The sequence below is a fragment of the Micromonospora sp. LOL_025 genome (genome assembly GCF_048060285.1).
In the GTDB taxonomy this organism is placed as follows: Bacteria; Actinomycetota; Actinomycetes; order Mycobacteriales; family Micromonosporaceae; genus Micromonospora.
The window spans coordinates 186,140-208,921 of the sequence record NZ_JBHMIR010000010.1 but is presented as its reverse complement, the minus strand read 5'-3'; the positions used below and the strand labels follow the sequence as shown (position 1 = coordinate 208,921).

Annotated in this window: 15 protein-coding genes; 12 read left to right on the top strand and 3 right to left on the bottom strand. The window is 74.4% G+C overall.

The window, feature by feature from the left end:
- Window positions 1-11 precede the first annotated feature (11 nt).
- Window positions 12-5,768, bottom strand: a complete 5,757-nt coding sequence (locus tag ACFHW0_RS16055; RefSeq protein ID WP_416608421.1) for a low temperature requirement protein A — start codon at window positions 5,766-5,768, stop codon at window positions 12-14.
- A 198-nt stretch (window positions 5,769-5,966) separates the two neighbouring features.
- On the opposite strand from ACFHW0_RS16055, the gene ACFHW0_RS16050 reads away from it, so the two are divergent.
- Window positions 5,967-6,635 (top strand): M23 family metallopeptidase, encoded by a 669-nt coding sequence (locus ACFHW0_RS16050; RefSeq protein ID WP_416608419.1) that lies wholly within the window; start codon window positions 5,967-5,969, stop codon window positions 6,633-6,635.
- Between the two features lie 24 nt (window positions 6,636-6,659).
- On the opposite strand, the gene ACFHW0_RS16045 is transcribed toward ACFHW0_RS16050, so the two are convergent.
- The gene (locus ACFHW0_RS16045) at window positions 6,660-7,388 is read right to left on the bottom strand and encodes a DUF899 domain-containing protein (protein ID WP_416608417.1); all 729 of its coding nucleotides are present in this window, start codon (window positions 7,386-7,388) and stop codon (window positions 6,660-6,662) included.
- 429 nt (window positions 7,389-7,817) lie between these two features.
- Here ACFHW0_RS16045 and ACFHW0_RS16040 point away from each other — a divergent pair, with 429 nt between their 5' ends.
- Window positions 7,818-8,441: an alpha/beta fold hydrolase gene (locus tag ACFHW0_RS16040; RefSeq protein ID WP_416608454.1), complete on the top strand. Its 624-nt coding sequence runs from the start codon at window positions 7,818-7,820 to the stop codon at window positions 8,439-8,441.
- A gap of 129 nt (window positions 8,442-8,570) precedes the next feature.
- Window positions 8,571-9,347, top strand: coding sequence for an SIR2 family NAD-dependent protein deacylase (locus tag ACFHW0_RS16035; protein WP_416608415.1), 777 nt, complete (start codon window positions 8,571-8,573; stop codon window positions 9,345-9,347).
- A 50-nt stretch (window positions 9,348-9,397) separates the two neighbouring features.
- Here ACFHW0_RS16035 and ACFHW0_RS16030 read toward each other — a convergent pair whose 3' ends face one another.
- Window positions 9,398-10,348: a tetratricopeptide repeat protein gene (locus tag ACFHW0_RS16030; protein WP_416608413.1), complete on the bottom strand. Its 951-nt coding sequence runs from the start codon at window positions 10,346-10,348 to the stop codon at window positions 9,398-9,400.
- Window positions 10,349-10,548: 200 nt separating this feature from the next.
- On the opposite strand from ACFHW0_RS16030, the gene ACFHW0_RS16025 reads away from it, so the two are divergent.
- From ACFHW0_RS16025 to ACFHW0_RS15985, 9 genes are all read left to right on the top strand, one after another.
- The gene (locus ACFHW0_RS16025; RefSeq protein ID WP_416608411.1) at window positions 10,549-11,136 is read left to right on the top strand and encodes an STAS domain-containing protein; all 588 of its coding nucleotides are present in this window, start codon (window positions 10,549-10,551) and stop codon (window positions 11,134-11,136) included.
- Between the two features lie 192 nt (window positions 11,137-11,328).
- Window positions 11,329-12,927, top strand: coding sequence for a glycoside hydrolase family 64 protein (locus ACFHW0_RS16020; RefSeq protein WP_416608409.1), 1,599 nt, complete (start codon window positions 11,329-11,331; stop codon window positions 12,925-12,927).
- 185 nt (window positions 12,928-13,112) lie between these two features.
- Window positions 13,113-14,249: a CaiB/BaiF CoA transferase family protein gene (locus ACFHW0_RS16015; RefSeq protein WP_416608407.1), complete on the top strand. Its 1,137-nt coding sequence runs from the start codon at window positions 13,113-13,115 to the stop codon at window positions 14,247-14,249.
- A gap of 345 nt (window positions 14,250-14,594) precedes the next feature.
- Window positions 14,595-14,684: a K(+)-transporting ATPase subunit F gene (kdpF, locus tag ACFHW0_RS16010; protein ID WP_416608406.1), complete on the top strand. Its 90-nt coding sequence runs from the start codon at window positions 14,595-14,597 to the stop codon at window positions 14,682-14,684.
- Complete coding sequence (gene kdpA / locus ACFHW0_RS16005) at window positions 14,684-16,339, top strand: potassium-transporting ATPase subunit KdpA (protein WP_416608403.1); 1,656 nt, start codon at window positions 14,684-14,686, stop codon at window positions 16,337-16,339. Before kdpF ends, kdpA begins: the two co-directional genes overlap by 1 nt.
- A 19-nt stretch (window positions 16,340-16,358) precedes the next feature.
- Window positions 16,359-18,545 carry a potassium-transporting ATPase subunit KdpB gene (gene kdpB, locus ACFHW0_RS16000; protein ID WP_416608401.1) on the top strand — a complete coding sequence of 729 codons (2,187 nt, stop codon included), beginning with the start codon at window positions 16,359-16,361 and terminating at the stop codon, window positions 18,543-18,545.
- Window positions 18,545-19,426 carry a potassium-transporting ATPase subunit C gene (locus ACFHW0_RS15995; protein ID WP_416608399.1) on the top strand — a complete coding sequence of 294 codons (882 nt, stop codon included), beginning with the start codon at window positions 18,545-18,547 and terminating at the stop codon, window positions 19,424-19,426. The genes kdpB and ACFHW0_RS15995 overlap by 1 nt, the downstream gene beginning before the upstream one ends.
- A gap of 91 nt (window positions 19,427-19,517) precedes the next feature.
- Window positions 19,518-22,070: a DUF4118 domain-containing protein gene (locus tag ACFHW0_RS15990; RefSeq protein WP_416608397.1), complete on the top strand. Its 2,553-nt coding sequence runs from the start codon at window positions 19,518-19,520 to the stop codon at window positions 22,068-22,070.
- Entirely contained in the window at window positions 22,067-22,750 is a 684-nt protein-coding gene (locus tag ACFHW0_RS15985) for a response regulator (protein ID WP_416608395.1), read from the top strand. The genes ACFHW0_RS15990 and ACFHW0_RS15985 overlap by 4 nt, the downstream gene beginning before the upstream one ends.
- Window positions 22,751-22,782 lie beyond the last annotated feature (32 nt).

The window sequence follows — 22,782 nt, the reverse complement described above, 5'->3', positions numbered from 1 at the left end:
GCCGCCGCGGATCACGTCGCCTCCATCGAGACGTCGAAGGCGGCGTCGCGGATGTCGGCGACCGGGTGCCCGCGCAGCAGGTGCAGCAGGTCCCGCCAGGGTGCGGACCAGCCGTACGCCCTGCCGCCGCCGGCCAGGGCCACCGCGAACAGACCGGTGGTGGCCTCGCCCCGGGTGGCGAGGCAGCGGGCCGTGGCGAGCACCGGTTCGGCGTCGAGGACCGTCGGGGAGGCGATGCGCCCGCAGAGGAGGTGAGCGAGCCGGGCGGCGAGTGCCGGCCGGCCCGCCACCAGATCCGCGATCGTGAGGATCTCGGCGGTGAGCTGCTCGGATGTCGCGTTGCCGAGCGGCAGGACGTTGGTCAGCAGGGTGCCCGCCTGCGCCACGTACGCGCGGTGCCGGCCCAACTCGTCCGCCGCCCGCCGGACCGGCGCCGGGTCGGTCTGTGGCCCGAGGGCGCGGGACACCGTGGCCACGACGGCGTCGATCCGGCGCCGAGCCGGGCGGTCCCCGGTGGGGCCACCGGGGTCCGCGTCGACGTCGTCGATGCGCACGAGGTCGCGCAGGGCGGCGGCGAGCACCCCCTGCTCGGGGCGGTCCGGGTGGCGCAGCACCGCGTCCACCATCGGGCGCACCCGCTGCCAGTCGTACCGCCCGCCCAGGTCGGTGAGCGCCGCCAGGATCAGGTCGGTGAGGTCGGGTGCCCAGGGCAGCCAGTGCACGAGCTGGGGCCAGGCGAGCCGTCCGACCTCACGGTCGGGGCTCGCGCAGGCCCGGGCGACGAGGGCGGCGTAGCGGGGTCGCTCCGGCGCCGCGACCCCGTCGGGCGGGGTCGCCAGCACGGTCAGCGATTCCTCCCGGCTCCCGACGACCGCCTCTTCGAGGATCGGCCAGCTCTCCGGCGCGTGCAGCCGCTGCCGGGCGGCGGCGACGATCGCCGCCCGCACGTCGCGGTGCTGGCCGGGCTGCCGCCACGCCGACACCAGTACGGCCATCGCCTCCGGCGGACCGAAGCGGCCGAGCAGCCGGACCGCCTGCTTGCGGCTGGTCACCTTGCCCCGTCCCAGGGCGACGCCGGACAGCGGGGCCACCAGGTCGGCCGGGCGGGTGAAGCGGACGGCGCGGGTGGCGGCGTACAGGGCGACCCTGGCCCGCTCGTCGTCGGCGTGGGACAGCAGCAAGGGCAGTGCCTGGTCGGGCCGGTCGGTCCACGGCAGGGCCGTCAGGGCCGCCTCGGCCAGGGTGGCGTTCGGCGAGTCGACGTGGCGCAGCACCAGCTCGCGCCCGGCGTCGGGCACCGACGCGGCGGCCCGTACGGCGGCGGCCCGATGGTGCAGCGGGGTGCCGGCGTCGGCGGCGAGCCGCGCCTGTAGCCGTACGAACGCCTCCTGCTGGTGGGGCGTCCACCGCTCGGCGTGCACGGGCGGTCCCGGGATCCAGCGGGTGCCGGCGGTGAGGAACGCGCCCTTCGGCGGGTGCCGCAGTACCCGGTCGAGCAGGTCGGTGCGTCGGGCGCTGACGGTCCGCCACACCGTGGGCAGGGTGATGGTCGAGCTGTCGGAGTGCAGCACGTACGCCACCCGCTGTGCCCGGGTCCCCGGGTCGGCCAGCCACAGCTCGACGGCCTCCCGCACGACGGCGGCGACGGTGCCGGGGGTCGTCGCCCGGCGCAGCAGTTCCTGGAGTTCGGGCACGTGCCAGGCCCGCCGCCCCAGGGCCCAGGTCACGGCGAACAACGCGGTGAACCGGCCCCGGGCCATGCCGGCCTCGACCCATCCGCGCAGCCGGGCGAAGACGAGCGTCTCCTGGCCGCGGCGCAGCGTCTCGTCGAACCGCCCGAGCGGCGGCAGCCGGTGCCCGCCGAAGAGCCGGTCGAGGGTGTCCAGCGCCCAGCGCAGCAGGGCCGGTTCGTCGACGTGCCGAGCCAGCACCCGGGCGGCGAGGGTGCCGAGCGCGGCGAGGGTGCGTGTCGACGCGTCGCGGGTGGTCGTGGCGTCGGCGGTGATCCGGGTCAGCACCTCGACGGCGTCCGCGCGCAGCAACGGGGCCAGGTTCGCCAGCTCCGCCAGCGCCACGGCCCGGACCGGGTCCTGCTCGTTGCGCAGCCGGTCCAGCCCGGTCAGGGCCTCGGCCGCCGCCGCGGGGTCGCGGCTGCGCCGGGCGGCGGCCAGGAGCAGTTCGTACGCGACGGCCCGGTCGCGCGCGTCGGCGGCGCGCAGGGCGGGGGTGAGCGCCGCCGACGCCGCCGGCCAGGGCAGCAGGGCGCTCCACGAGCGCACCTGCGCCTCGTCGTGGCGGACGTCGTCGAGGGCGAGCACCCGGCGTGCCTCGCGCTCCCGCCAGGCGTGCGGCAGCACCTCCATCAGCGGCGCGTCGGGGATCCGGGCGGCCGTGTCGACGTCGGCGGACACGGCGTCGTACAGGTCGCCCCGCCGGGACGGGGGGAGCGCCGCCAACAGCCGGTGCAGTGAGTTGTTGCGGCCGCGTACCCGTCGGCCCAGCGTGACCAGGTCCGCCTGCGGCAGCCGGACGAGCCGACGCAGCAGCGCCGGGGGCAGCCACTGGTGGCCCATCCAGTCGGCGCGCGACGGCGCGGTCAGCAGGGCCAGCACCCGGCGGGGCTCGGACGCGGCGAGCGGCCCGTAGTCCGCCAGGTCGCCGGGGAGGTGTCCGGTGGGCGCGTACCGTTCGAGCAGCGTCAGCGCGCGTTCCGGTCGACGCCGGCCGGCGAGCAGGACCCGCGTGCCGTGCGTCGACCACCAGTGCTCCCGCTCGCCGGGGTGGATGTCGGGCAGCGTCGACTCCGCGTGGTCGAGCACCACGTCCCCGTGGCGACGGGCCAGGCAGACGGAGTTCGACAACGCGTGTTCGACGGCCGGCAGCAGCCGGCGGACGGTGTCCGACCCGCAGGCGGGCAGCAGGGCGACCGCCTCGACGGCGCCGAAGCGCCCCAGCACGCCGTCGACCAGGCCGTCGGCGACCACCGGCCGGCGCAGGTGCCGCAGCGACCGGTAGACCAGGTGCCGCAGGTCGGCCGGCGCGTCCCGGACGAGTGCGCGCAGGTCGTCGCCGGCGAGCCAGCCGGCGCGCAGGCCCGCCTTCACGGCGACCGCCCGGATGCTGCCGTGCGGGTCGCCCAGCGCCGCCCGTACCGCCGCCTGGTCGCCGACGATCTTGGCGGCGGTGAGGGCCAGGAACCGGTGGTACGACGACGCCCCGCCGCGCAGTTCCGCGAGGATCTCCGGCAGCTCACCCCGGCCGGCCGCCTCGCGGGCCCGGCGGGCGAGCGTCGCCATCCGTTCCTGGTGGGCGAGCGCGTCCAGGTCGCCGAGCAGCCGTCGTGTCGATCTCCGCACGTCGCTCATTGTGTCGGTCGGGGGACCGTTCCGCCGACCCGTTTCCCCCGGCGCCTGCCGACGGCGGCGCGGCGGCGCGACGGCGCGCAGCGAGGTGGTCGTGGCGACCGTGACGCCGACCGCCGCGAGCAGCACCAGCGACGCGAGGCTGGGCAGCGCGGCGGTCGCCGGAGCGGCGAGCGCCACCACCAGCAGTCCGAGCATCCGTCGGCGGCAGAACCGGCCCGTCGTGCGTCTCCAGATCAGTTGGTCGCCGGCGAGGAAGACGAGCACGCCGCCGTGCAGGGCGGCGTGTCCCAGCGAGGCCAGCGGCGCGCCCGGCCGCTGCGCCACCTGTGCCAGCGTCGTCGTCAGGCCGAGTGCGACCAGGATGAGACCGGCGACGGTCAGCAGGTGCAGGTAGGTGTAGGCGTCCCGGGCCAGCGCCGCCCCGCGCGGGCCGGCCGACACCTGCGACAGCCGCCTTTCGAGGACGCGGTCGGTGCCCACGTACGTCCACCACAGGGCGGCGAGCAGGGTGACGATCAACGCGACGGTGACCAGGGACGCCGCCGAGATCGACGTGTCGGCCAGTGCGACGCCGGTGGAGATGAAGCCCTCACCGAGGGCGACGAGCACCACGAGGTTGTACCGGTGCGTCCACTGCTCGATGGCGCGGATCCCCCAGTCCCGGGCGCCGGTCAGGTAGCCGCCCGCCAGGTCCACCACCACCGCGGCCGTCCAGCACGCCGCGCTGAGCGGCGAGATGGACTGGCCGACCGGGGGAAAGGTGAGCGTCGCGCCCACCAGCAGCGCCAGCGCCGCCGCGGTGGGTACGGCGGCCCGGGCCGCCTGGGCCCGCAGCGCCGGATCGCCCCTCGCGACCCCGAAGAACGCGGCGAGGTGCAGCACCCGCAGCGCCACGTAACAGGTCACCACGATCAGCGGGCCGGGTAGTCCACCGGGTACGCGGCTGAACGCCTGCGGGATGGCGACGCCGAGCACGAGGATCAACGCGGCCGCCGCCAGCACCGTCGCCCGCACCAGGGTGGTGGCGCGGGGCGCCACGCTCTCCAGCCAGGCGTACAGGCACCAGGACCACCAGAGCAGGGCCAGGACACCGAGGCCCTGCGCCAGCCCCGCCGGGGACGGTTGGCGGGTCACCAGGACGGTGATCTGGATGAACGCGTACACGACGATCAGGTCGAGGAAGAGTTGGTGCGGGCGGACCACCGCCACCCGGCGCACCGTGCCGGCGACCGCCTCGTGCAGCCGGCGGTGCCGACGCGCGAAGACGGTACGGTCGGCGATCATGGCGGTGCCCAGGCAGGCGGCGAGCACCGCCAGCGATCCCAGCGCCGGCGCGTGCAGGGCCACCGGTGCGGCGGCGAGCAGCAGCCCGATGCCGAGCACCACGCTGCGCCCCACCAGGTTGAACCCGCGCTTCTCGAAGGCCAGCAGCCCGAGCAGGTAGAGCAGCGCCCCGCCGTGCAGGGCGAGCACGCTGCCCGTGCTCCAGCGGCCCGCGGTGCCCACCTCCGTCGCGCTCAGGGCGTGTTTCAGGCCGAGTGCGAGCAGGATCAGGCCGCCGACCATCGGCAGGTGCAGCAGCGCGTAGGCGTCGCGGCCCACCAGCGACGTGACGCCGTCGGGCAGACGCCGCAGCGACTGTTCGGCGGCGAACCGGGCGAGGTCGAAGTAGGTCCACCACAGCACGATCACCACGACGACGCCGAGGGCCGATCCCGCGAGCACCGACCAGGTGATCGGCGGATCGCCAACCAGTCCCCGGCTGGTGCCGATCGAGATGATCGTCTCGCCCAGGGCGACGAGCACGATCAGGCTGTGCCGTTCCGCCCAGTGGCCGACGGACCCGAGCTGCCAGTCGCCCGAGCCGAGCCCCGCCAGGCCGGCGTAGTCGACAGCGGTGGCCACGGTGAACAGCACCACCTGCGCGAGGTGCACCGGCGGCCGGTCCGGCAGCAGCGCCGGCAGGGACGCGGCGGCGAGCAGCAGCGGCGAGGTGACGCACAGCGGCAACCACGCGCGTCGGGCGAAAAGGGGCCGGTCGCCGGTGTTCAGCCCGGCGAGGCTGGTGACCGCCACCGGCACGAGGCGCACCAGGACGAACGCGACGGCGAAGACGAGGGGACCCCACAGGCCACCCGGCCGGTCCGCGAACGCCACCGGCAGGGCGACTCCCACCACGAAGATGCCGGCCGCCGCCCCGAAGACGACCAACGGCATGATCCCCCGGTCGAAGCGCACCGTGTTGCCGAACCAGGCGTACGACGCCCAGCACCGCCACAGCAGCGCGACCACCAGGAACCCCTCGAACAGCCCGACGGGGTGGAAGTTCGCCGACATCAGCTCGGTGACGTTGAAGAACGCGTAGACGAAGACCAGGTCGAGGAACAGTTCCAGGCGTGTCACCCCGCCCGGGCCTGGCTGGATCCGCCCGGACGCCGCGGCGCGGATCCGCCCCGTTCCCGACGCTCTCATCGCCACCCGACCACTCTCCCAACCGGCGGGCAGGCGCCACGCGGGATCGCCGAAGCCGCGCCCGGGGCGTCGGGAGTCGTCGGGCGTACCGCCGACCGCCCCGGGGCGGGCGCCTTGCCGGCGTCTGCCATGCTCGGGCCGGTGACGACCGGCCGCCCCACCACTCCCCGCAGCCACCGCCGCGTCCGCAGCCGCCGCACCCGGGTCGTGCTCGTCTCCGGCGCGGTCGCGGTGGTCCTCGCCGTCGCCGTGTTCGTCGTCGCGGTGGTCGTGCCGCTGGTGCGGCCGGCGGGTCCGCGCCCGCTGTTCCAGCTTCCCGTCGCGTGCGGGGAGACATGGCAGTTGGGCACCTATCCCGGTCACGACGACTACGACGTGGACCTGTTCCCGACCGAGGGCAGGGCGTGGGGGCGGCCGGTGCTCGCGTCCTACGCGGGGAAAGTCACCGTGGCGGGGATCAACGGGTCGCTGGGTGGCCGTACGCCCGAAGACCCGGACGGGCCGCGGGGCCGTGGCGGCGGCTACTGGGTGAAGATCGACCACGGCGGCAAGTGGGAGACGCAGTACCTGCACCTGCTCGAACCGCCGCTGGTCCGGGTCGGTCAGCGGGTCGCCCAGGGTGAGCAGATCGGGCGGGTCGGCAGCACCGGCAACTCCGGGGCGCCGCACCTGCACTACGAGCAGCGCCGGGGCTGGGAGAAGGTCGAGGCGTACTTCGACGGGGTGCCGTCGGGCATCACCCACGACGACACCGAGTACACGGTCAGGCGCAAGAGCAACAACTGCGCGCCCGCGTGAGCGCCGCCGGGTGCCGGCGGGAGGTCAGTGGTGGTGGCTGCCGGCGGCGTCCGTGCCGTAGGTGTCGTGGTGGGGGAACTCGTTGACGTAGCGCTGCCGGCCCAGCGGCGTGAGGTCCAGGAAGTTGTACGTGTTCAGCAGCGGGTCGAGGCCGCGGCCGTACACGGAGTAGGTGTGCAGGATCCGGTCGCCGTCGCGGACGAAGACGCTCAGGCCGTGGCTCTCGCCCCGTATGTGGTGGGTGAGGCCCTGCGCCGCGAGGGTCTCGGCGTCCTTGTAGTTGTATTCCACCGGGGCGACTGCCGGGTCCATCGTGACGTGGAAGTCGTAGTTGAAGTCGCTGCCGTGCGAGGAGTACCAGGGAAAGCGCCAACCCATCCGGCTCTGGAACGCCGCGAGGGTCGGGAACGGCGCGCGGGAGACCACGGCGAGCGTCGTGTCACTGGCGTGCAGATGGGTGAGGTGCCCGAAGTTGTCGGCCATCAGGGAGCAGCTCGTGCATCCCTCGACCCATTCCGGATCGAACATGAAATGGTAGACGATCAACTGTCGTCGTCCCTCGAACATGTCGGCCAACCGGACGGGGCCGGCGGGTCCGGTGAAGGAGTAGTCCTTCTCGATCGCGACCGCCGGCAGTTGACGCCGGAGCGCGGTGACCCGGTCCCGCAGGCGGGTGATCTCCTTCTCGTGGTCGAGCAGCTCCTTGCGGGCGTCGATCCACTCGTCCCGGGACACGACCTTCGGTTCACTCATCGAGACACGCCTTTCCGCTGGAGCGCCTGGCCCATTCTTGTCGGGCGGTACGCGATCACGCCAGCCTCGACCCCGTGCCCGGGGATTCCCGTTCCCGTCCCCGTTGCGGCGATTCCGCCGGCCGCTCGGAGACGATGTGCAGGTAGGCCCGGTCGTCCTCGACGCCCCCTCGGCCCGCGCGCCGGGAAACGGCACCGGCGTGAGCCGGTGAAGTGCGCACTATCGAATAAGGCCCGTGTCGCTCCCGGCGCCCGGTTCGACGACGGGAGCCGCCCGCATCCGGCCCACCAGTTGTCGGGAGCGACGACTCGTCGCCCCGGCGATACGGTGTGGCGCGTGACCGAGTCGAACATCGGGGAGTCGCGGGCCGTCACGGTCGACGGAGTGACCCTGGCCTACCGCGTCGCCGGTGACCCGGCCGACCCACCCATGGTGCTGCTGCACGGCCTCGGCGAGGACGGACGCGACTGGCACGGCGTCCTGGCCGCGCTCGCCGCCCGGCACCGGGTGTACGCGCTGGACCTGCGCGGTCACGGCCGCAGCGACCGCCCCGGCCGGTACTCGCTCGAGTCGATGCGCGACGACCTCGTCGGGTTCCTCGACGCGGTCGAGGTCGAGCGGTGCGTGGTGATCGGCCACTCGATGGGTGGGGCCGTGGCGATCCTGCTCGCCGAGGCCGCCCCGCGCCGACTCACCCACCTGATCCTGGAGGACGTGGCGGCACCCCGACCGGGCGCTCTCGAGCGGCCGCCCCTGCCACCGCCGGACACGCCCACGCCGTTCGACTTCGCCGCCGTCAACGCCATCCGCGCCCAGCTCAACGACCCCGACCCGGCCTGGTGGGACGGCACCGACGCCATCGACGTGCCGACCCTGGTGGTCGGCGGCGGCCCGGACAGCCCCATCCCGCAGCACCTGCTCGCCGAGATGGTCGACCGGATGCCCGACGCCACCCTCGTCACGATCCCGGCCGGGCACGACGTGCACGCCAGCCGGCCGGTGGAGTTCCTGGCCGCGGTCGACGGCTTCCTCGCCGCCCGCGCCCGGCACTGAAGCGCCCGACCCGTGACACCCGACCGCCCGGGCCGCAAGCCGGCGAGCCGTCCGGTGTTGCCCCGCCGGACCGTCACGGAGACCGCACTAGTCTTGCCCGGCGGGTCCGGGTCGAAGGGAGCAGGGCAGATGGGGGAGCGGTCGGTGCGGGAGGCCGCGGCGCTGTTGGCGCAGGCTCGGCGCGTCGTGGTCTTCACCGGCGCGGGCGTCTCCGCGGAGAGCGGTGTGCCCACCTTCCGTGACGCCCTGACCGGCCTGTGGCGTAGCTTCGACGCGCAGCGGCTCGCCACGCCGGAGGCCTTCGGCGACGATCCCGCGCTGGTCTGGGGCTGGTACGAGTGGCGCCGCGCCACCGTGCGGCGGGCCCGCCCGAACGCCGGTCACGTGGCCGTGGCCGCGATCGAGGCACGCGTCCCCGGCACGGTCGTCGTCACGCAGAACGTCGACGACCTGCACGAGCGGGCCGGCTCGGTCGCGCCGATCCACCTGCACGGCAGCCTCTTCGCGCCGCGCTGCTCGGCCTGCGCCTGTCCGGCGCCGGTGCCGGACGAGGCCGCGGAGGAGCCGGGTGCGGGCCGGCGCGTGCCCCCGCCCCGGTGCGCGCGCTGCGCGGGCCCCGTCCGACCCGGGGTGGTGTGGTTCGGTGAGGCGTTGCCGAGCGCCGCGTTGGAGGCCGCCGTGGAGGCGGCGTCCACGTGTGACCTGTTGGTGACCGTGGGCGCCTCGGGCCTGGTGTATCCCGCTGCCGAGATCCCCCAGGTGGCTGCCCGCCTCGGCGCCACCGTGCTGCAGGTCAACCCGCAGGAGACGCCCCTGGACGCCGTGGCGGACGTGAACCTGCGCGGCCCGGCCGCCCAGGTGTTTCCCGCCCTCGTGCGCGCCGCCTGGGGTGCCGACCCGGCGTGACGACGGCGGGGGCGCCCGGTGCGGCAACCGCCCGGCCGGGGCCCGCCGGGTCAGGCAGGCCGGCGCATGCCGAGCTGGTCCAGCCAGCCGTCCACGTCGAATCCCTGGTCCTCGGCCCGGTCGAGCCACTCGGCGGCGCGGGCCGGGTCGGTGGGCACGCCGGAGCCGAGCAGGTACATCACCCCGAGGGTGGCCGTGGCCCGCGGGTTCCCGGCGTTCGCCGCCCGCTCGTACCAGCTGGCGGCCACGGCCTCGTCCCGGGGGAACCCCCGCCCGCTGGCGTACCCGGCCGCGACGTTGTACAGGGCGCGGGGATGCTCGCGCTCGGCGGCGCGCAGCAGCCACTGCCGCGCTGCCGCCTCGTCGCGCGCCACCATGTCCCCGGTGTCGTGCAGCACGTGCAGCTCGAACATCGCGTCGGCGTTGCCGGCCTCGGCGGCCTGCCGGTGGTACGCGACCGCCGCCTCGCCCTCGCCCAGCAGGTAGTGCACGATGCCGGACCAGTAGCGCGCCTCCCCGGTCGGGTCGTCGGCGCGCAGCGGCTCCAGCAACGTCAGCGCGTACCGCCCGACCCGGTCCACGGCCTCCCGGCCGACGGCGGCGAACAGGTACGCGCCCTGGCGGTCGCCGTGCCCGGCGGCCTCGGCGAAGCAGCGCAGGGCCGCGTCCAGGACGTCGTTCCCGCTGGTGGGGAACGGGTGCGGCGACGGCCACGCCGGCGGCTGCGCGACCGGCAGGTCGAGCAGCCGGCGTCCCAGGGACACCCACACATCGGTCCGGCCGGCCCGCGCGGCGGCCAGGTAGCCCCGGACCAGCACCTCGTACGCCTGGACCGGCAGGATCCCGATCATGACGTCCCCGCGGACGATCCGGCCGTCGATCTCCCGGCACAGTCCTTCGAGGTACGCGGCGTCGAGCGGGTCGGCGGCGGTCACCCGCTCGGCCTCGGCGAGCAACATGTCACCGGGGGCGGACGGGGCGGTGGCAGGGGTCAAGGTCACGTCGACACCCTACTGTCGGCGTCCACGCGTCTGCCGCAGCCGTCCCGGGTGCCGGCCCGGGCGGGATCTGTCACACAACCGTCATCGGCCCGAAGCATGACCGCGCATCCCGGCCGGCAGGTTGGGCTGGAACGGGAGCGCACGCCCGCGCGGGCGGCGGCGACGCCGCACGGACGCGGTGGAAGGAGGGGACCGCCACGATGAGCGTCGTCCGGGGTGACGAGCACACGACACTGGTCTGCGACGTCTGCGGCGAGACGGTCGTCGAGGCGGCGGGCGATCCGACCGGCGTGGTCTGGGAGCTGGTGTCCGACCACGACTGGACCGGCTCGCCCCTCGCCGAGGGTCCGCACCGCTGCGCCCACTGCACCCTGCTGGCGGGTTCGGGTGACGCGACGACGGCCGGCCCGGGCCCGGGCGGGATCCTCGGCATCGACCATCGCGGCGACGCGACCGTCATCACCTGCGCGGGGGACATCGACGTCGAGGGCGCGGGCACCCTGCGGGCGGCCCTGCGGCACGCCGCCGACATGGGCGGGCACGTCGTCGTCGACCTGACCAACGTCCGCCTGATCGATTCCACCGGGCTGGGCCTGCTCGTCGGCGCCCACCGCGACTGCGCCGCACGGGGCGCCACGCTGAGCCTCGCCGCGCCGTCGCCGTTCCTGCGGACCGTCCTGCGGACCCTGCGCCTGGACGAGGTGCTCCCGGCGTACGACAGCCGCGCCGAAGCGGTCGCCCGGGTGACCGGCGCAGGAGTGGACGCGGCGTCCGGACGCCGGCGCTGAGGCCGGCTGCCGGACGCGTCGGTCACACCCGGCTCCACCGCTGGTTGGCGTTGCCGTGACAGGACCAGAGGAGGCGGGGTCGCGGTCAGCGTCGCGGCCGCATCGGCGTGTGTCTATTGACAGGAGGGCCGCCTGGGCCGACGCTGAGAGAGCGCTCTCTCAGTCCGTCGACACCCCTGAGGAGGACCTTTCGTGAAGCTACGAAGAAGGCTGCTCGCCGCCGTGTCCGCGCTGGTCGCCGCCGTCCCGGTGACCCTGGCCGCATCCCCCGCCCACGCCGTCGGCCCCGCGCTGCTGCCCGTCACGGTCAGCAACAGCAGCGGCCGGGGCGAGGCCGTCCACCTGTACGTGATCGGCGTGCAGCTGTCCAGCGGCCGCCTCGGCTACGTCAACCAGGGCGGCACCTTCGTCCCCTGGTCGGGCGGACAGCTCCCGCCGTCGCCCGCGCCGGACGCGTCGATCCCGGGCCCCGGCAACGGCGGCAGCACGACCATCCGGTTCCCGCGCGGGTTCTCCGGCCGCGTCTACTTCTCCTTCGGCGAGAAGCTCAAGTTCTTCCTCACCCCGGACGGCCTGGTCCAACCCGCGCCGTGGGCGGCCGGCGACGCCAACCGCGACATCCTGTTCGACTGGAGCGAGTTCACCTACAACGACGCCGGCCTGTGGCTCAACAGCTCGCAGGTCGACATGTTCGCCGTGCCGCACGCGGTCACGGTGACCGGTGCCACCGGCGTCACCAAGCGCACCGGTGACGTCGTCGCGGGCGGCCGCAACGCGATCATCGAGGGCATCCGGTCCCAGCCGGGCTGGGCCAACACGGTCCACACCCGCTCCGACGGGACGGTGTTGCGGGTGCTCGCGCCCGGCAAGGCGGCCGGCGCCGGCCTGTTCAGCGCCACCTACCTGGACTCCTACATCGCGTCGGCCTGGAACGCGTACACGACCAAGACGCTGACCGTGGTGCCGTTCGCCGACCAGCCGAACATCCGCTACTTCGGGCGGACCTCGGGCAACGTCATGACCTTCACCAACAGCGCCGGCCAGCGGGTCGCCTCCTTCAACCGGCCCTCCTCGGCGAGCGTCTGGGGCTGCGACGGCGACCTGCCCGCACCCAACGACCCGGTCGTCGGCCCGATCTCCCGCACGCTGTGCGCCGCGCTCAACCGGGGCACGCTCGGCACCATCGACACCCAGCCCAGCACCAACGCCGCCGAGTTCTACCGCAACAACCCGACGAACCACTACGCCCGCGTCATCCACGCCAACATGACCGACGGCAAGGCGTACGCCTTCGCCTTCGACGACGTCGGCGCGTTCGAGTCCCTGGTCCACGACGGCGACCCCCGCGCGGCCGGGATCGTCCTGAGCCCGTTCGGCGCCGGCGGCAGCGGACCGGGGAACCCCGGCGGTGCGGTACCCGTGCTGAGCGACTGGAACAACAAGTGCATCGACGTGCCGAACGCGAACTTCGTCGACCGCGCGCAGTTGCAGATGTGGACCTGCAACGGCACCGACGCGCAGAAGTGGACGTTCACCGGCGACACCCTGCGCAGCCAGAACGGCAAGTGCATGGACGTCGACGGCGGCGCGACCGGCAACGGCGCGGTCGTCCAGCTCTACACGTGCAACGGTACGGGCGCGCAGCGGTTCACCCTGACCGCGGCCGGTGACCTGGTCAACGTCCAGGCCGGCAGGTGCGTCGACATCCGGGAGTGGAACAGCGCCGACGGCGCGAAGCTCCAGCTCTGGGACTGCGCGGGCACCGCCAACCAGAAGTGGCGCAAGGGCTGACCCGCCTCGGCGGATGGCGGCGACCCCGTCGCCATCCGCCCCGGCCCGGACCGTCGGGGCGACCGACGTCCGTCGCGTGCGCTGTGCCATCGTGGTCCTGCCGTCGGACGCGCCGGACGCCGGCATCCGGCAGGTGCCACGACGCCGCCGCGCCGGCCGTGGCGCCGACGGGAAGGGGAGCGGCGATGGGGGAGCAACGGTCCGGGCCGCTCGGCGGCATCCTCGTCGCCGACTTCTCGCGGATCCTCGCCGGACCGTACGCGACCATGCTCCTCGCCGACCTCGGCGCCGAGGTGATCAAGGTCGAGGGGCCCGGCGGGGACGACACCCGGACCTGGATGCCGCCGGTGCGGGAGGGCACCTCCACCTACTACCTCGGCGTCAACCGCAACAAGCGGTCGATCGCCCTCGACCTCGCCGACCCCGACGACCTGGACGTCGCCCGGAAACTCGTCCGCCGCGCCGACGTGATGATCCAGAACTTCCGGCCCGGCGGCCTGCGGCGCTTCGGCCTCGACTACGACAGCGTCGCCGCCGTCAACGAGCGGATCGTCTACGCCTCGATCAGCGGGTTCGGTGCCGGTGCCGGCGCCAACCTGCCCGGCTACGACCTCGTGGTCCAGGCCGCGTCCGGCCTGATGAGCCTCACCGGCGAGCCGGACGGCCCGCCCTACAAGGCGGGGGTCGCCGTGTTCGACGTGATCGCGGGCCTGCACGCGGCCGTCGGCATCCTCGCCGCCCTGCACCACCGCGACCGCTGCGGCACCGGCCAGCACGTCGAGGTGGACCTGCTCTCCTCCGCGCTGTCCGGCCTGGTCAACCAGACCAGCGGCCACGTCGCCGGCGGCGCGACGCCGTTCCGGATGGGCAACGGGCACCCGAGCCTGTTCCCGTACGAACCGCTGCCCACCGCCGACGGCGACCTCGTCGTCATCGCCGGCAACGACGGCCAGTTCCGTAAGCTGTGCCAGGTCCTCGGCCTGCCCGAACTGCCCGACGACCCCCGGTTCGGGCGCAACCAGGACCGCACGGTCAACCGGGAGGCCCTGCGGCCCCTCCTGGTCGCGCGACTGGTCCGGCGGACCCGCGACGAGTGGTTCCGGGACCTGCGTGCGGCGGGCGTGCCGTGCGCCCCGATCAACACGGTCGCCGGGGGCGTCGACCTGGCCCGGGAACTCGGGCTCGACCCGGTGGTCACCACCGGCGGCGTGCCCGGCATCCGCCACCCGATCGGCCTCACCGCCACCCCGGCGCGCTACGACCTGCCGCCGCCCGGGCTGGACGAGCACGGCGACGAGATCCGCAACTGGCTGGCCGGCTGAGCGCCGCCACCGCCCGCCTGCCGTTCCCGCCACGCCTGCCGCCCCGCCACGCCTGCCGCCGCGCCGGCCGGGCGGTGATCCGGTAGGGGGTCGCCGGTGAGCGGCGTCACGCCGGAGCCCGGCCGCGTGAAGAACGCGTCAAGAAAAGCGTCGCCGCCGTCATGATCGCGTGATGATCCCTGTCCCTCGCGGAGCCACGGAGTTTCGATTGCCCGGCACGGCCGGAAGGCGGTCGTGACGAGCGGTTCCGGCAAGAGGAGTCAGCGTGTCCGACGTGGTGTTCGTCCTGGTGACGGTGGGGCTGTTCGCCGCACTCGCCCTCGTGGTGAGAGGCGTGGAGAAGCTGTGAGCGTCGTCGATGCCGTCGGCCTGGTGCTGGCGCTGGGCCTGGGTGTGTTCATGGTGGTCGCGTTGCTGTTCCCGGAGCGCTTCTGATGTCCACGACGGCAGCCGGCGCCCTCTTCGTCCTGTCCCTGGTGGCGGCCCTGGTCGCCGTCCACCGGCCGTTCGGCGACCACGTGTACCGGGCGGTCGCCGGGACCCGGCACTCGCGCGTCGAGCGCGGTGTCTACCGCCTGGTCGGGGTCGACCCGGCCGCCGAGCAGACCTGGGGCGTGTACGCCCGTGGCGTACTGGCCTTCTCCGCCGTGTCGATCCTGTTCCTGTACGCGTTCCAGCGCTGGCAGGACCACCTGTGGCTGTCGCTCGGCCGCGACCCGGTCGTCGCCCACGGGGCCTGGAACACGGCGGTGTCGTTCGTGACCAACACGAACTGGCAGTGGTACTCGGGCGAGTCGACGATGGGCCACCTGGTGCAGATGGCCGGCCTGGCGGTGCAGAACTTCGTCTCCGCGGCCGTCGGCATCGCCGTGGCGGTGGCGTTGGTGCGCGGCTTCGCCCGTGCCCGCACCGGTGAGCTGGGCAACTTCTGGGTCGACCTGACCCGGATCACGATTCGGGTCCTGCTGCCCGTCGCGGTCCTGGGGGCGCTGGCGCTGATGGCCGGCGGGGTGGTGCAGAACCTCTCCGGCGGCACCGAGGTCGCCACCCTGACCGGCGGCACCCAGACCGTCACCGGCGGCCCCGTGGCCAGCCAGGAGGTGATCAAGGAACTCGGCACCAACGGCGGCGGCTTCTACAACGCCAACAGCGCGCACCCGTTCGAGAACCCGACCCCCTGGACGAACTGGATCGAGATCTTCCTGATCCTGCTGATCCCGTTCAGCCTGCCGCGCGTCTTCGGCCGGATGGTCGGCCAGACCCGGCAGGGCCACGCGATCGTCGCGGTCATGGCCGTCCTCGCGATCGCGAGCGTCACGCTGACCAACGCCTTCGAACTCGCGGCCGGTGGCACCGTCCCGCAGGCCGTCGGCGCCGCCATGGAGGGCAAGGAGGTCCGCTTCGACGTGTCGAACTCGGCCACCTTCGCCGCGGCGACGACGCTGACGTCGACCGGGGCGGTGAACTCGTTCCACGACTCGTACACGGCACTCGGCGGCATGATGACGCTGGGCAACATGATGCTCGGCGAGGTCGCGCCGGGCGGCGTCGGCGCCGGCCTCTACGGGATGCTGGTCCTCGCCGTGATCACGGTGTTCGTGGCCGGGCTCATGGTCGGCCGCAGCCCCGAGTACGTGGGCAAGAGGATCGGCTCCCGCGAGATCCGCCTGGCCTCGCTGTACTTCCTGGTCACCCCGGCGCTCGTGCTGGTCGGCACCGCGACCGCCTTCGCCACCGGCAACCACGCGACCGCGCTGAACGTCGGCCCGCACGGCCTCACCGAGGTGCTCTACGCGTTCACCTCGGCCAGCAACAACAACGGCTCGGCCTTCGCCGGCATCACGGTGAGCACGCCGTGGTGGAACACCGCCCTGGGCCTGTGCATGCTGCTCGGCCGGTTCCTGCCGATCATCTTCGTGCTCGCCCTGGCCGGCTCGCTGGCCCGCCAGCGAGCCGTGCCCGCCTCCGCGGGCACCCTGCCGACCCACCGGCCCCTGTTCGTCGCGATGGTCGCCGGCGTCACGGTGATCCTCGTGGCGCTGACCTTCCTGCCCGCGCTCGCGCTCGGCCCGCTGGCCGAAGGGCTGTGACCCGATGAGGAAAGAGACCATGACCGTCGTAACGCGGGCATCGCACGACCGGGCCGACGCGGACACCCCCGCCGTGCGCGGCGGCCGGGGCGGCGGCCTGCTGGACGCGCGGCGGCTGCTGCGGGCCCTGCCCGACGCGCTGCGCAAGCTCGACCCCCGCACCCTGTGGCGCAACCCCGTGATGCTTCTCGTCGAGATCGGCGCGGCCTGCGCCACCGTCCTCGCGCTGGCCGACCCGTCGGCGTTCGCGCTCGCCGTCACGGCCTGGCTCTGGCTGACCGTGATCTTCGCCAACCTGGCCGAGGCCGTGGCCGAGGGCCGCGGCAAGGCCCAGGCGGCCAGCCTGCGCCACGCCAGGAAGGACACCGTCGCCACCCGGCTGCTCGGCTGGACGCCGGGCGCTGCGGCCGACACCTACCGGGACGAGGCGGTGCCCGCCCCGGACCTCGCGCAGGGCGACATCGTCCTGGTGGCGACCGGGCAGCTGATCCCGGGCGACGGCGACGTGGTGGAGGGCATCGCCAGCGTCGACGAGTCGGCCATCACCGGCGAGTCGGCTCCGGTGATCAGGGAGTCCGGCGGCGACCGCAGCGCCGTCACCGGCGGCACCCGGGTGCTCTCCGACCGGATCGTCGTACGGATCACCCAGCGGCCGGGGGAGAGCTTCGTCGACCGCATGATCGCGCTGGTCGAGGGCGCCAACCGGCAGAAGACGCCCAACGAGATCGCGCTGAACATCCTGCTCGCCGCGCTCACCATCGTCTTCCTGCTGGTGGTGGCCACCCTCCAGCCGATGGCCGTCTTCGCCAAGGGCCACCAGGCGGCAGCCCCCGACAACGGCGCGATCACCGACGCCGGGGTGACCGGAGTGGTCCTGGTCGCGCTGCTGGTCTGCCTCATCCCCACCACCATCGGCGCGCTCCTGTCGGCCATCGGCATCGCCGGCATGGACCGCCTGATCCAGCGCAACGTCCTGGCCATGAGCGGTCGCGCCGTGGAGGCCGCCGGTGACGTCGACATCCTGCTGCTGGACAAGACCGGCACGATCACCCTCGGCAACCGGCAGGCCGGCGGCTTCCTGCCCGTCGACGGCGTCGACGTCAGCCGGGTCGCCGACGCGGCGCGGTTGGCCAGCCTCGCCGACGAGACCCCCGAGGGCCGTTCGGTCGTCGTACTGGCCAAGGACGGGTTCGGGCTGCGGGAAGGCGAGCCGGTCCTGGTCCCGCACGCCACGTTCGTGCCGTTCACCGCGCAGACCCGGATGAGCGGCGTCGACCTCGACGCCGACGACGGTGTGCCGTGGCCGGCCCGGCGGATCCGCAAGGGCGCCGCCTCCGCCGTCACGGCGTGGGTGCGTGAGCACGGCGGGGACCCCACCGCGCAGCTCGGGCGGATCGTCGACGAGATCAGCGGCGCGGGCGGTACGCCACTCGTGGTCGCCGAGCACGTCGACGGCGCGCCGGCCCGCGCCCTGGGGGTGATCCACCTCAAGGACGTGGTCAAGGCCGGCATGCGGGAGCGGTTCGACGAGATGCGCCGGATGGGCATCCGCACCGTGATGGTCACCGGCGACAACCCGCGTACGGCCGCGGCGATCGCCGCCGAGGCGGGCGTCGACGACTTCCTCGCCGAGGCCACCCCGGAGGACAAGCTCGCCCTGATCAGGCGCGAGCAGCAGGGCGGCCGGCTGGTCGCGATGACCGGGGACGGCACCAACGACGCCCCCGCCCTCGCCCAGGCCGACGTCGGCGTCGCGATGAACACCGGCACGTCGGCCGCGAAGGAGGCCGGCAACATGGTCGACCTCGACTCCGACCCGACCAAACTGATCGAGATCGTGGGGATCGGCAAGCAACTGCTGATCACCCGGGGCGCGCTGACGACGTTCTCCATCGCCAACGACGTGGCGAAGTACTTCGCGATCATCCCCGCGATGTTCGCCGGCATCCACCCGGGCCTCGACACGCTGAACGTCATGCGGCTGGCCAGCCCCGAATCGGCCATCCTCGCCGCCGTCGTCTTCAACGCCGTGGTCATCGTCGCCCTGATCCCGCTGGCCCTGCGCGGCGTGCGTTACCGGCCGGCGTCGGCGTCGCGGCTGCTGCGCCGCAACCTGCTGGTCTACGGCCTCGGCGGCATCGTCGTGCCGTTCCTCGGCATCAAGCTCGTCGACATGCTCCTGCAACTCGTCCCGGGGGTCTCCTGATGCGCCTGCCCACCTGGCTCTCCGCACACGTGGCCGCGCTGCGCGCGCTGCTGGTCCTCACGGTGCTGCTCGGCCTGGCCTACCCGCTCGCCCTCGTCGGCGCCGGCCGGCTGCCGGGGCTGCGTGACAGGGCGGACGGGTCCCTGCTCACCGCCGACGGCCGGCCGGTCGGCAGCGCGCTGATCGGTCAGGCGTTCACCGACGCCGACGGTGAGCCCCTGCCCCGCTACTTCCAGTCCCGGCCGTCGGCTGCCGGCGACGGCTACGACCCGACCTCCACCGCGGCGTCCAACCTCGGCCCGGAGAGCGTGGTCGACACGCTCGCGGCGGACCCGCGCGAGTCGAGCCGGAGCCTGCTCAGCCAGGTCTGCGCCCGCAGCCGCGCCGTCGGTGAACTCGAGGGCGTCGACGGCCGGCGTCCCTACTGCACCGCCGACGGCGTCGGAGCGGTGCTGGCGGTGTTCCGCGCAGACGGGCTGACCGGCCCCGTCACCCGGGTCGTCAGCGTCAACCAGAGCGCGCCGGCCACCCCGTTCCTCGCCGCGTACCAGGGGGTGACCGTGGAGCTGGCCCGGCCCGGCGAGGACCTCGTGGCCGCCGGAGGGCTGATCGTGCCGGTCCGCGGCGACGCCCCGGAGGCCGCCGCCGTGCCCGCCGACGCGGTCACCGCCAGCGGCAGCGGCCTCGACCCGCACATCAGTCCGGCGTACGCCGACATCCAGGTGACCCGGGTGGCCCGGGAGCGTGGCGCGGACCCGGCGGTGGTCCGGCGCCTCGTCGCCGAGCACACCCGGGGGCGGACGCTCGGCTTCATGGGCGCCCCCGCCGTCGACGTGCTCGCACTCAACCTCGCCCTCGACGAGGCGTCGCCCGTCGCGTGAGCGTCGGGGTGGGGCGGGGCCGGCTCACCCCGCCCCACCGTGGTCCGTGGTCCGACGACCGGCCGCGCCGGTGATCAGGGAGGATGTCTGCGTGCCCAGGGGAGAACTGCGCATCTACCTCGGGGCCGCGCCCGGCGTCGGCAAGACGTACGCGATGCTGGAGGAGGCCCGGCGGCGCGCCGAGCGCGGCACCGACGTGGTGGTCGGCCTGGTCGAGACCCACGGCCGCGCCCAGACCGCCGCGATGCTCGGCGACCTGGAGGTGCTGCCGCGTCGGGTGGTGACCTACCGCGGCGCCGCGTTCACGGAGATGGACCTCGACGCGCTGCTGGCCCGGCGGCCCGAGGTCGCCGTGGTCGACGAGCTGGCCCACACCAACGTGCCCGGCTCCCGTCACGAGAAGCGCTGGCAGGACGTCCAGAAACTCCTCGACGCCGGCATCACGGTCCTGTCGACCGTCAACGTCCAGCACCTCGAATCCGTCAACGACGTCGTCGCGCGCATCACCGGCACCACCCAGCGCGAGACGGTGCCCGACGCGATGGTCCGCGCCGCCGGGCAGGTCGAGCTGGTCGACATGACCCCGGAGGCGCTGCGCCGTCGGATGGCCCACGGCAACATCTACCCATCCGACCGGATCGACGCGGCCCTCGGCAACTACTTCCGCATCGGCAACCTGACGGCCCTGCGCGAGCTGGCCCTGCTGTGGCTGGCCGACAAGGTCGACGAGCAGCTCGGTGCGTACCGCGCCCAGCAGGGCATCTCCGAGACCTGGGAGGCCCGCGAGCGGGTGGTGGTGGCGCTCACCGGCGGGCCGGAGGGCGCGACGCTGGTCCGCCGCGCCGCGCGGGTCGCGGCCCGCAGCAAGGGCGCGGACCTGCTCGCCGTGCACGTCGCCCGCAGCGACGGGCTGGCCGGCGCCGACCCGGCGCAGCTCGCCCGGCAGCGCGTCCTGGTGGAGAGCCTCGGCGGCACGTACCACCAGGTGCTCGGCACCGACATCCCGGCGGCGCTGCTCGATTTCGCCCGGGGCGTCAACGCCACCCAGCTGGTGCTCGGCGCGAGCCGGCGCGGGCGGTTCGCGCAACTCCTCTCCCGCGGCGTCGGGGTGACCACCACGGCGCTGTCCGGGCCGATCGACGTGCATCTGGTCACCCATCCGCAGGTGGGGCGGGGGCGGCGCGGCGCCGGCGTGCCGGCCGCGCTGTCGCGGCGGCGCCGGCTGCTCGGCTTCGGCCTCGCCGCGCTCGGCATGCCGCTGCTGACCGTGCTGCTGCGGGCGCTGCCGGACCTCAGCCTCACCAACGACATCCTGCTCTTCCTCACCGGCGTCGTCGGGGTCGCCCTGGTCGGCGGACTGTGGCCGGCGCTGGTCGCCGCGCTCGGCGGCTCCCTGCTGCTCAACTGGTTCTTCACGCCCCCGTTCCGGACGCTGACCATCGCCGAGGCCGACAACCTGCTCGCCCTGGGCGTCTTCGTCGCCGTCGCCGTCGCCGTCAGCGGGGTCGTCGACGTCGCGGCGCGGCGTACCAGGGAGGCCGCGCGTGCCTCCGCCGACGCGCAGACCCTGGCCACGGTGGCCGCTGGCGTCCTGCGCGGCGAGCGGCCGCTGCCCGCCCTGCTGGACCGGCTGCGCGAGACGTTCGGACTGCGCGCGGTCAGCGTCCTCGAACTCGTCGCCGACGCCGGAGGCCGGCCGGGGCGGGCCAGCGAGGACGAGGCGTGGCGGATCGTGGCCAGCGTCGGCGAGGACCCGGCGGGCAACCCGGGCGCGGGCGAGACGGCCGTGCCGGTGGACGACCGGCTCACCGTGGTGCTCGCGGGCCGGCGGCTGGAGGCGGCGGACCGGCGCGTCGTCGAGGCGTTCGCCGCCCAGGCCGCCGTCGCGCTGCGGCAGGAACGCCTCGCCGAGGAGGCGGCCAGCGCCCGGCCGCTCGCCGAGGCCGACCGGATGCGTACGGCGCTGCTCGCCGCGGTCAGCCACGACCTGCGTACGCCGCTGGCCTCGGCGAAGGCTGCGGTGAGCAGCCTGCGCAGCCCCGACGTCGAGTTCGACGCCGACGACCGCGAGGAGCTGCTGGCCACCGCCGACGAGTCCCTGGACCGGCTCGGCCGGCTCGTGGCGAACCTGCTGGACATGAGCCGCCTGCAGGCCGGTGTCCTCGGCGTGACGCGCGTGCCCCTCGGGTTGGAGGACATGGTGCCCCGGGCCCTGGACGAACTGGGTCCGGCGGCCGCCGACGTCGTTACCGACATCCCCGCCGACCTGCCCGCCGCCACCGCCGACCCGGGACTGCTGGAACGGGTGCTGGTCAACATCGTCGCCAACGCGCTGCGGCACAGCCCGCCCGGTCGGCCCCCGGCCATCACCGCCAGCGCCCACGCCGGGCAGGTGGAGTTGCGGGTCGTCGACACCGGCCCCGGCATCCCCGAGGATCAGTGGGAGCACGTCTTCCTGCCGTTCCAGCGCCTCGGCGACCGGGACAACGCCACCGGCGTCGGTCTCGGCCTGGCACTGTCCCGGGGGCTTGCCGAGGCCATGGGTGGCAGCATCACCCCCGAGACCACGCCCGGAGGCGGTCTCACCATGGTGCTGCGGTTGCCCGCCGCCACCCCGAGCGCCGCGGAGGGGCAGCAGGAATGACCCGCATCCTGGTCGTCGACGACGAGCCGCAGATCGTCCGCGCCCTGCGGATCAACCTGCGGGTCCGGGGCTACGACGTGCAGGCGGTCGCGACCGGCACGGCGGCGCTCAAGGTCGCCGCCAGCGACCCGCCCGACCTGGTGGTGCTCGACCTCGGCCTGCCCGACATCGACGGGGTCGAGGTCATCCGGGGCCTGCGGGGCTGGACGCACGTGCCGATCATCGTGCTCTCCGGCCGCGCCGGCAGCCAGGACAAGGTCGCGGCCCTGGACGCCGGCGCCGACGACTACGTCACCAAGCCCTTCGGTATCGACGAGCTGCTCGCCCGCATCCGTGCCGTGACCCGGCGCCTGCACGTCAGCGCCGACGCGGCCACCGCCACGCTCCGGATCGGCCGGCACACCGTCGACCTCGCCGCCCGTACGGTCACCCGCGACGACGGCGCCGAGGTCAGGCTCACCCCCACCCAGTGGGGGGTGCTCGAACTGCTGCTGCGGCACCCGGGCAAGCTCGTCAGCCAGCGCCAGCTCCTGCACGACGTCTGGGGACCGGAGTACCAGGACGAGACCAACTACCTGCGCCAGTACCTGGCCCAACTGCGCCGCAAGCTGGAGGACGATCCGGCCCGCCCGCGCCACCTGATCACCGAGCCCGGGATGGGCTACCGGTTCCGGCCCTGAGCGAGGCCCGGGCACCCGACCGCGCGGCCGCC

What these genes read in the sequence shown, in the direction of transcription:
- ACFHW0_RS16050 (WP_416608419.1), top strand. Translation starts at nt 5,967, where the DNA reads ATGCTCGGGCCGGTGACGACCGGCCGCCCCACCACTCCCCGCAGCCAC.
- ACFHW0_RS16045 (WP_416608417.1), bottom strand. Translation starts at nt 7,388, where the DNA reads ATGAGTGAACCGAAGGTCGTGTCCCGGGACGAGTGGATCGACGCCCGC.
- ACFHW0_RS16040 (WP_416608454.1), top strand. Translation starts at nt 7,818, where the DNA reads ATGGTGCTGCTGCACGGCCTCGGCGAGGACGGACGCGACTGGCACGGC.
- ACFHW0_RS16035 (WP_416608415.1), top strand. Translation starts at nt 8,571, where the DNA reads ATGGGGGAGCGGTCGGTGCGGGAGGCCGCGGCGCTGTTGGCGCAGGCT.
- ACFHW0_RS16025 (WP_416608411.1), top strand. Translation starts at nt 10,549, where the DNA reads ATGAGCGTCGTCCGGGGTGACGAGCACACGACACTGGTCTGCGACGTC.
- ACFHW0_RS16015 (WP_416608407.1), top strand. Translation starts at nt 13,113, where the DNA reads ATGGGGGAGCAACGGTCCGGGCCGCTCGGCGGCATCCTCGTCGCCGAC.
- kdpA (WP_416608403.1), top strand. Translation starts at nt 14,684, where the DNA reads ATGTCCACGACGGCAGCCGGCGCCCTCTTCGTCCTGTCCCTGGTGGCG.
- kdpB (WP_416608401.1), top strand. Translation starts at nt 16,359, where the DNA reads ATGACCGTCGTAACGCGGGCATCGCACGACCGGGCCGACGCGGACACC.
- ACFHW0_RS15995 (WP_416608399.1), top strand. Translation starts at nt 18,545, where the DNA reads ATGCGCCTGCCCACCTGGCTCTCCGCACACGTGGCCGCGCTGCGCGCG.
- ACFHW0_RS15985 (WP_416608395.1), top strand. Translation starts at nt 22,067, where the DNA reads ATGACCCGCATCCTGGTCGTCGACGACGAGCCGCAGATCGTCCGCGCC.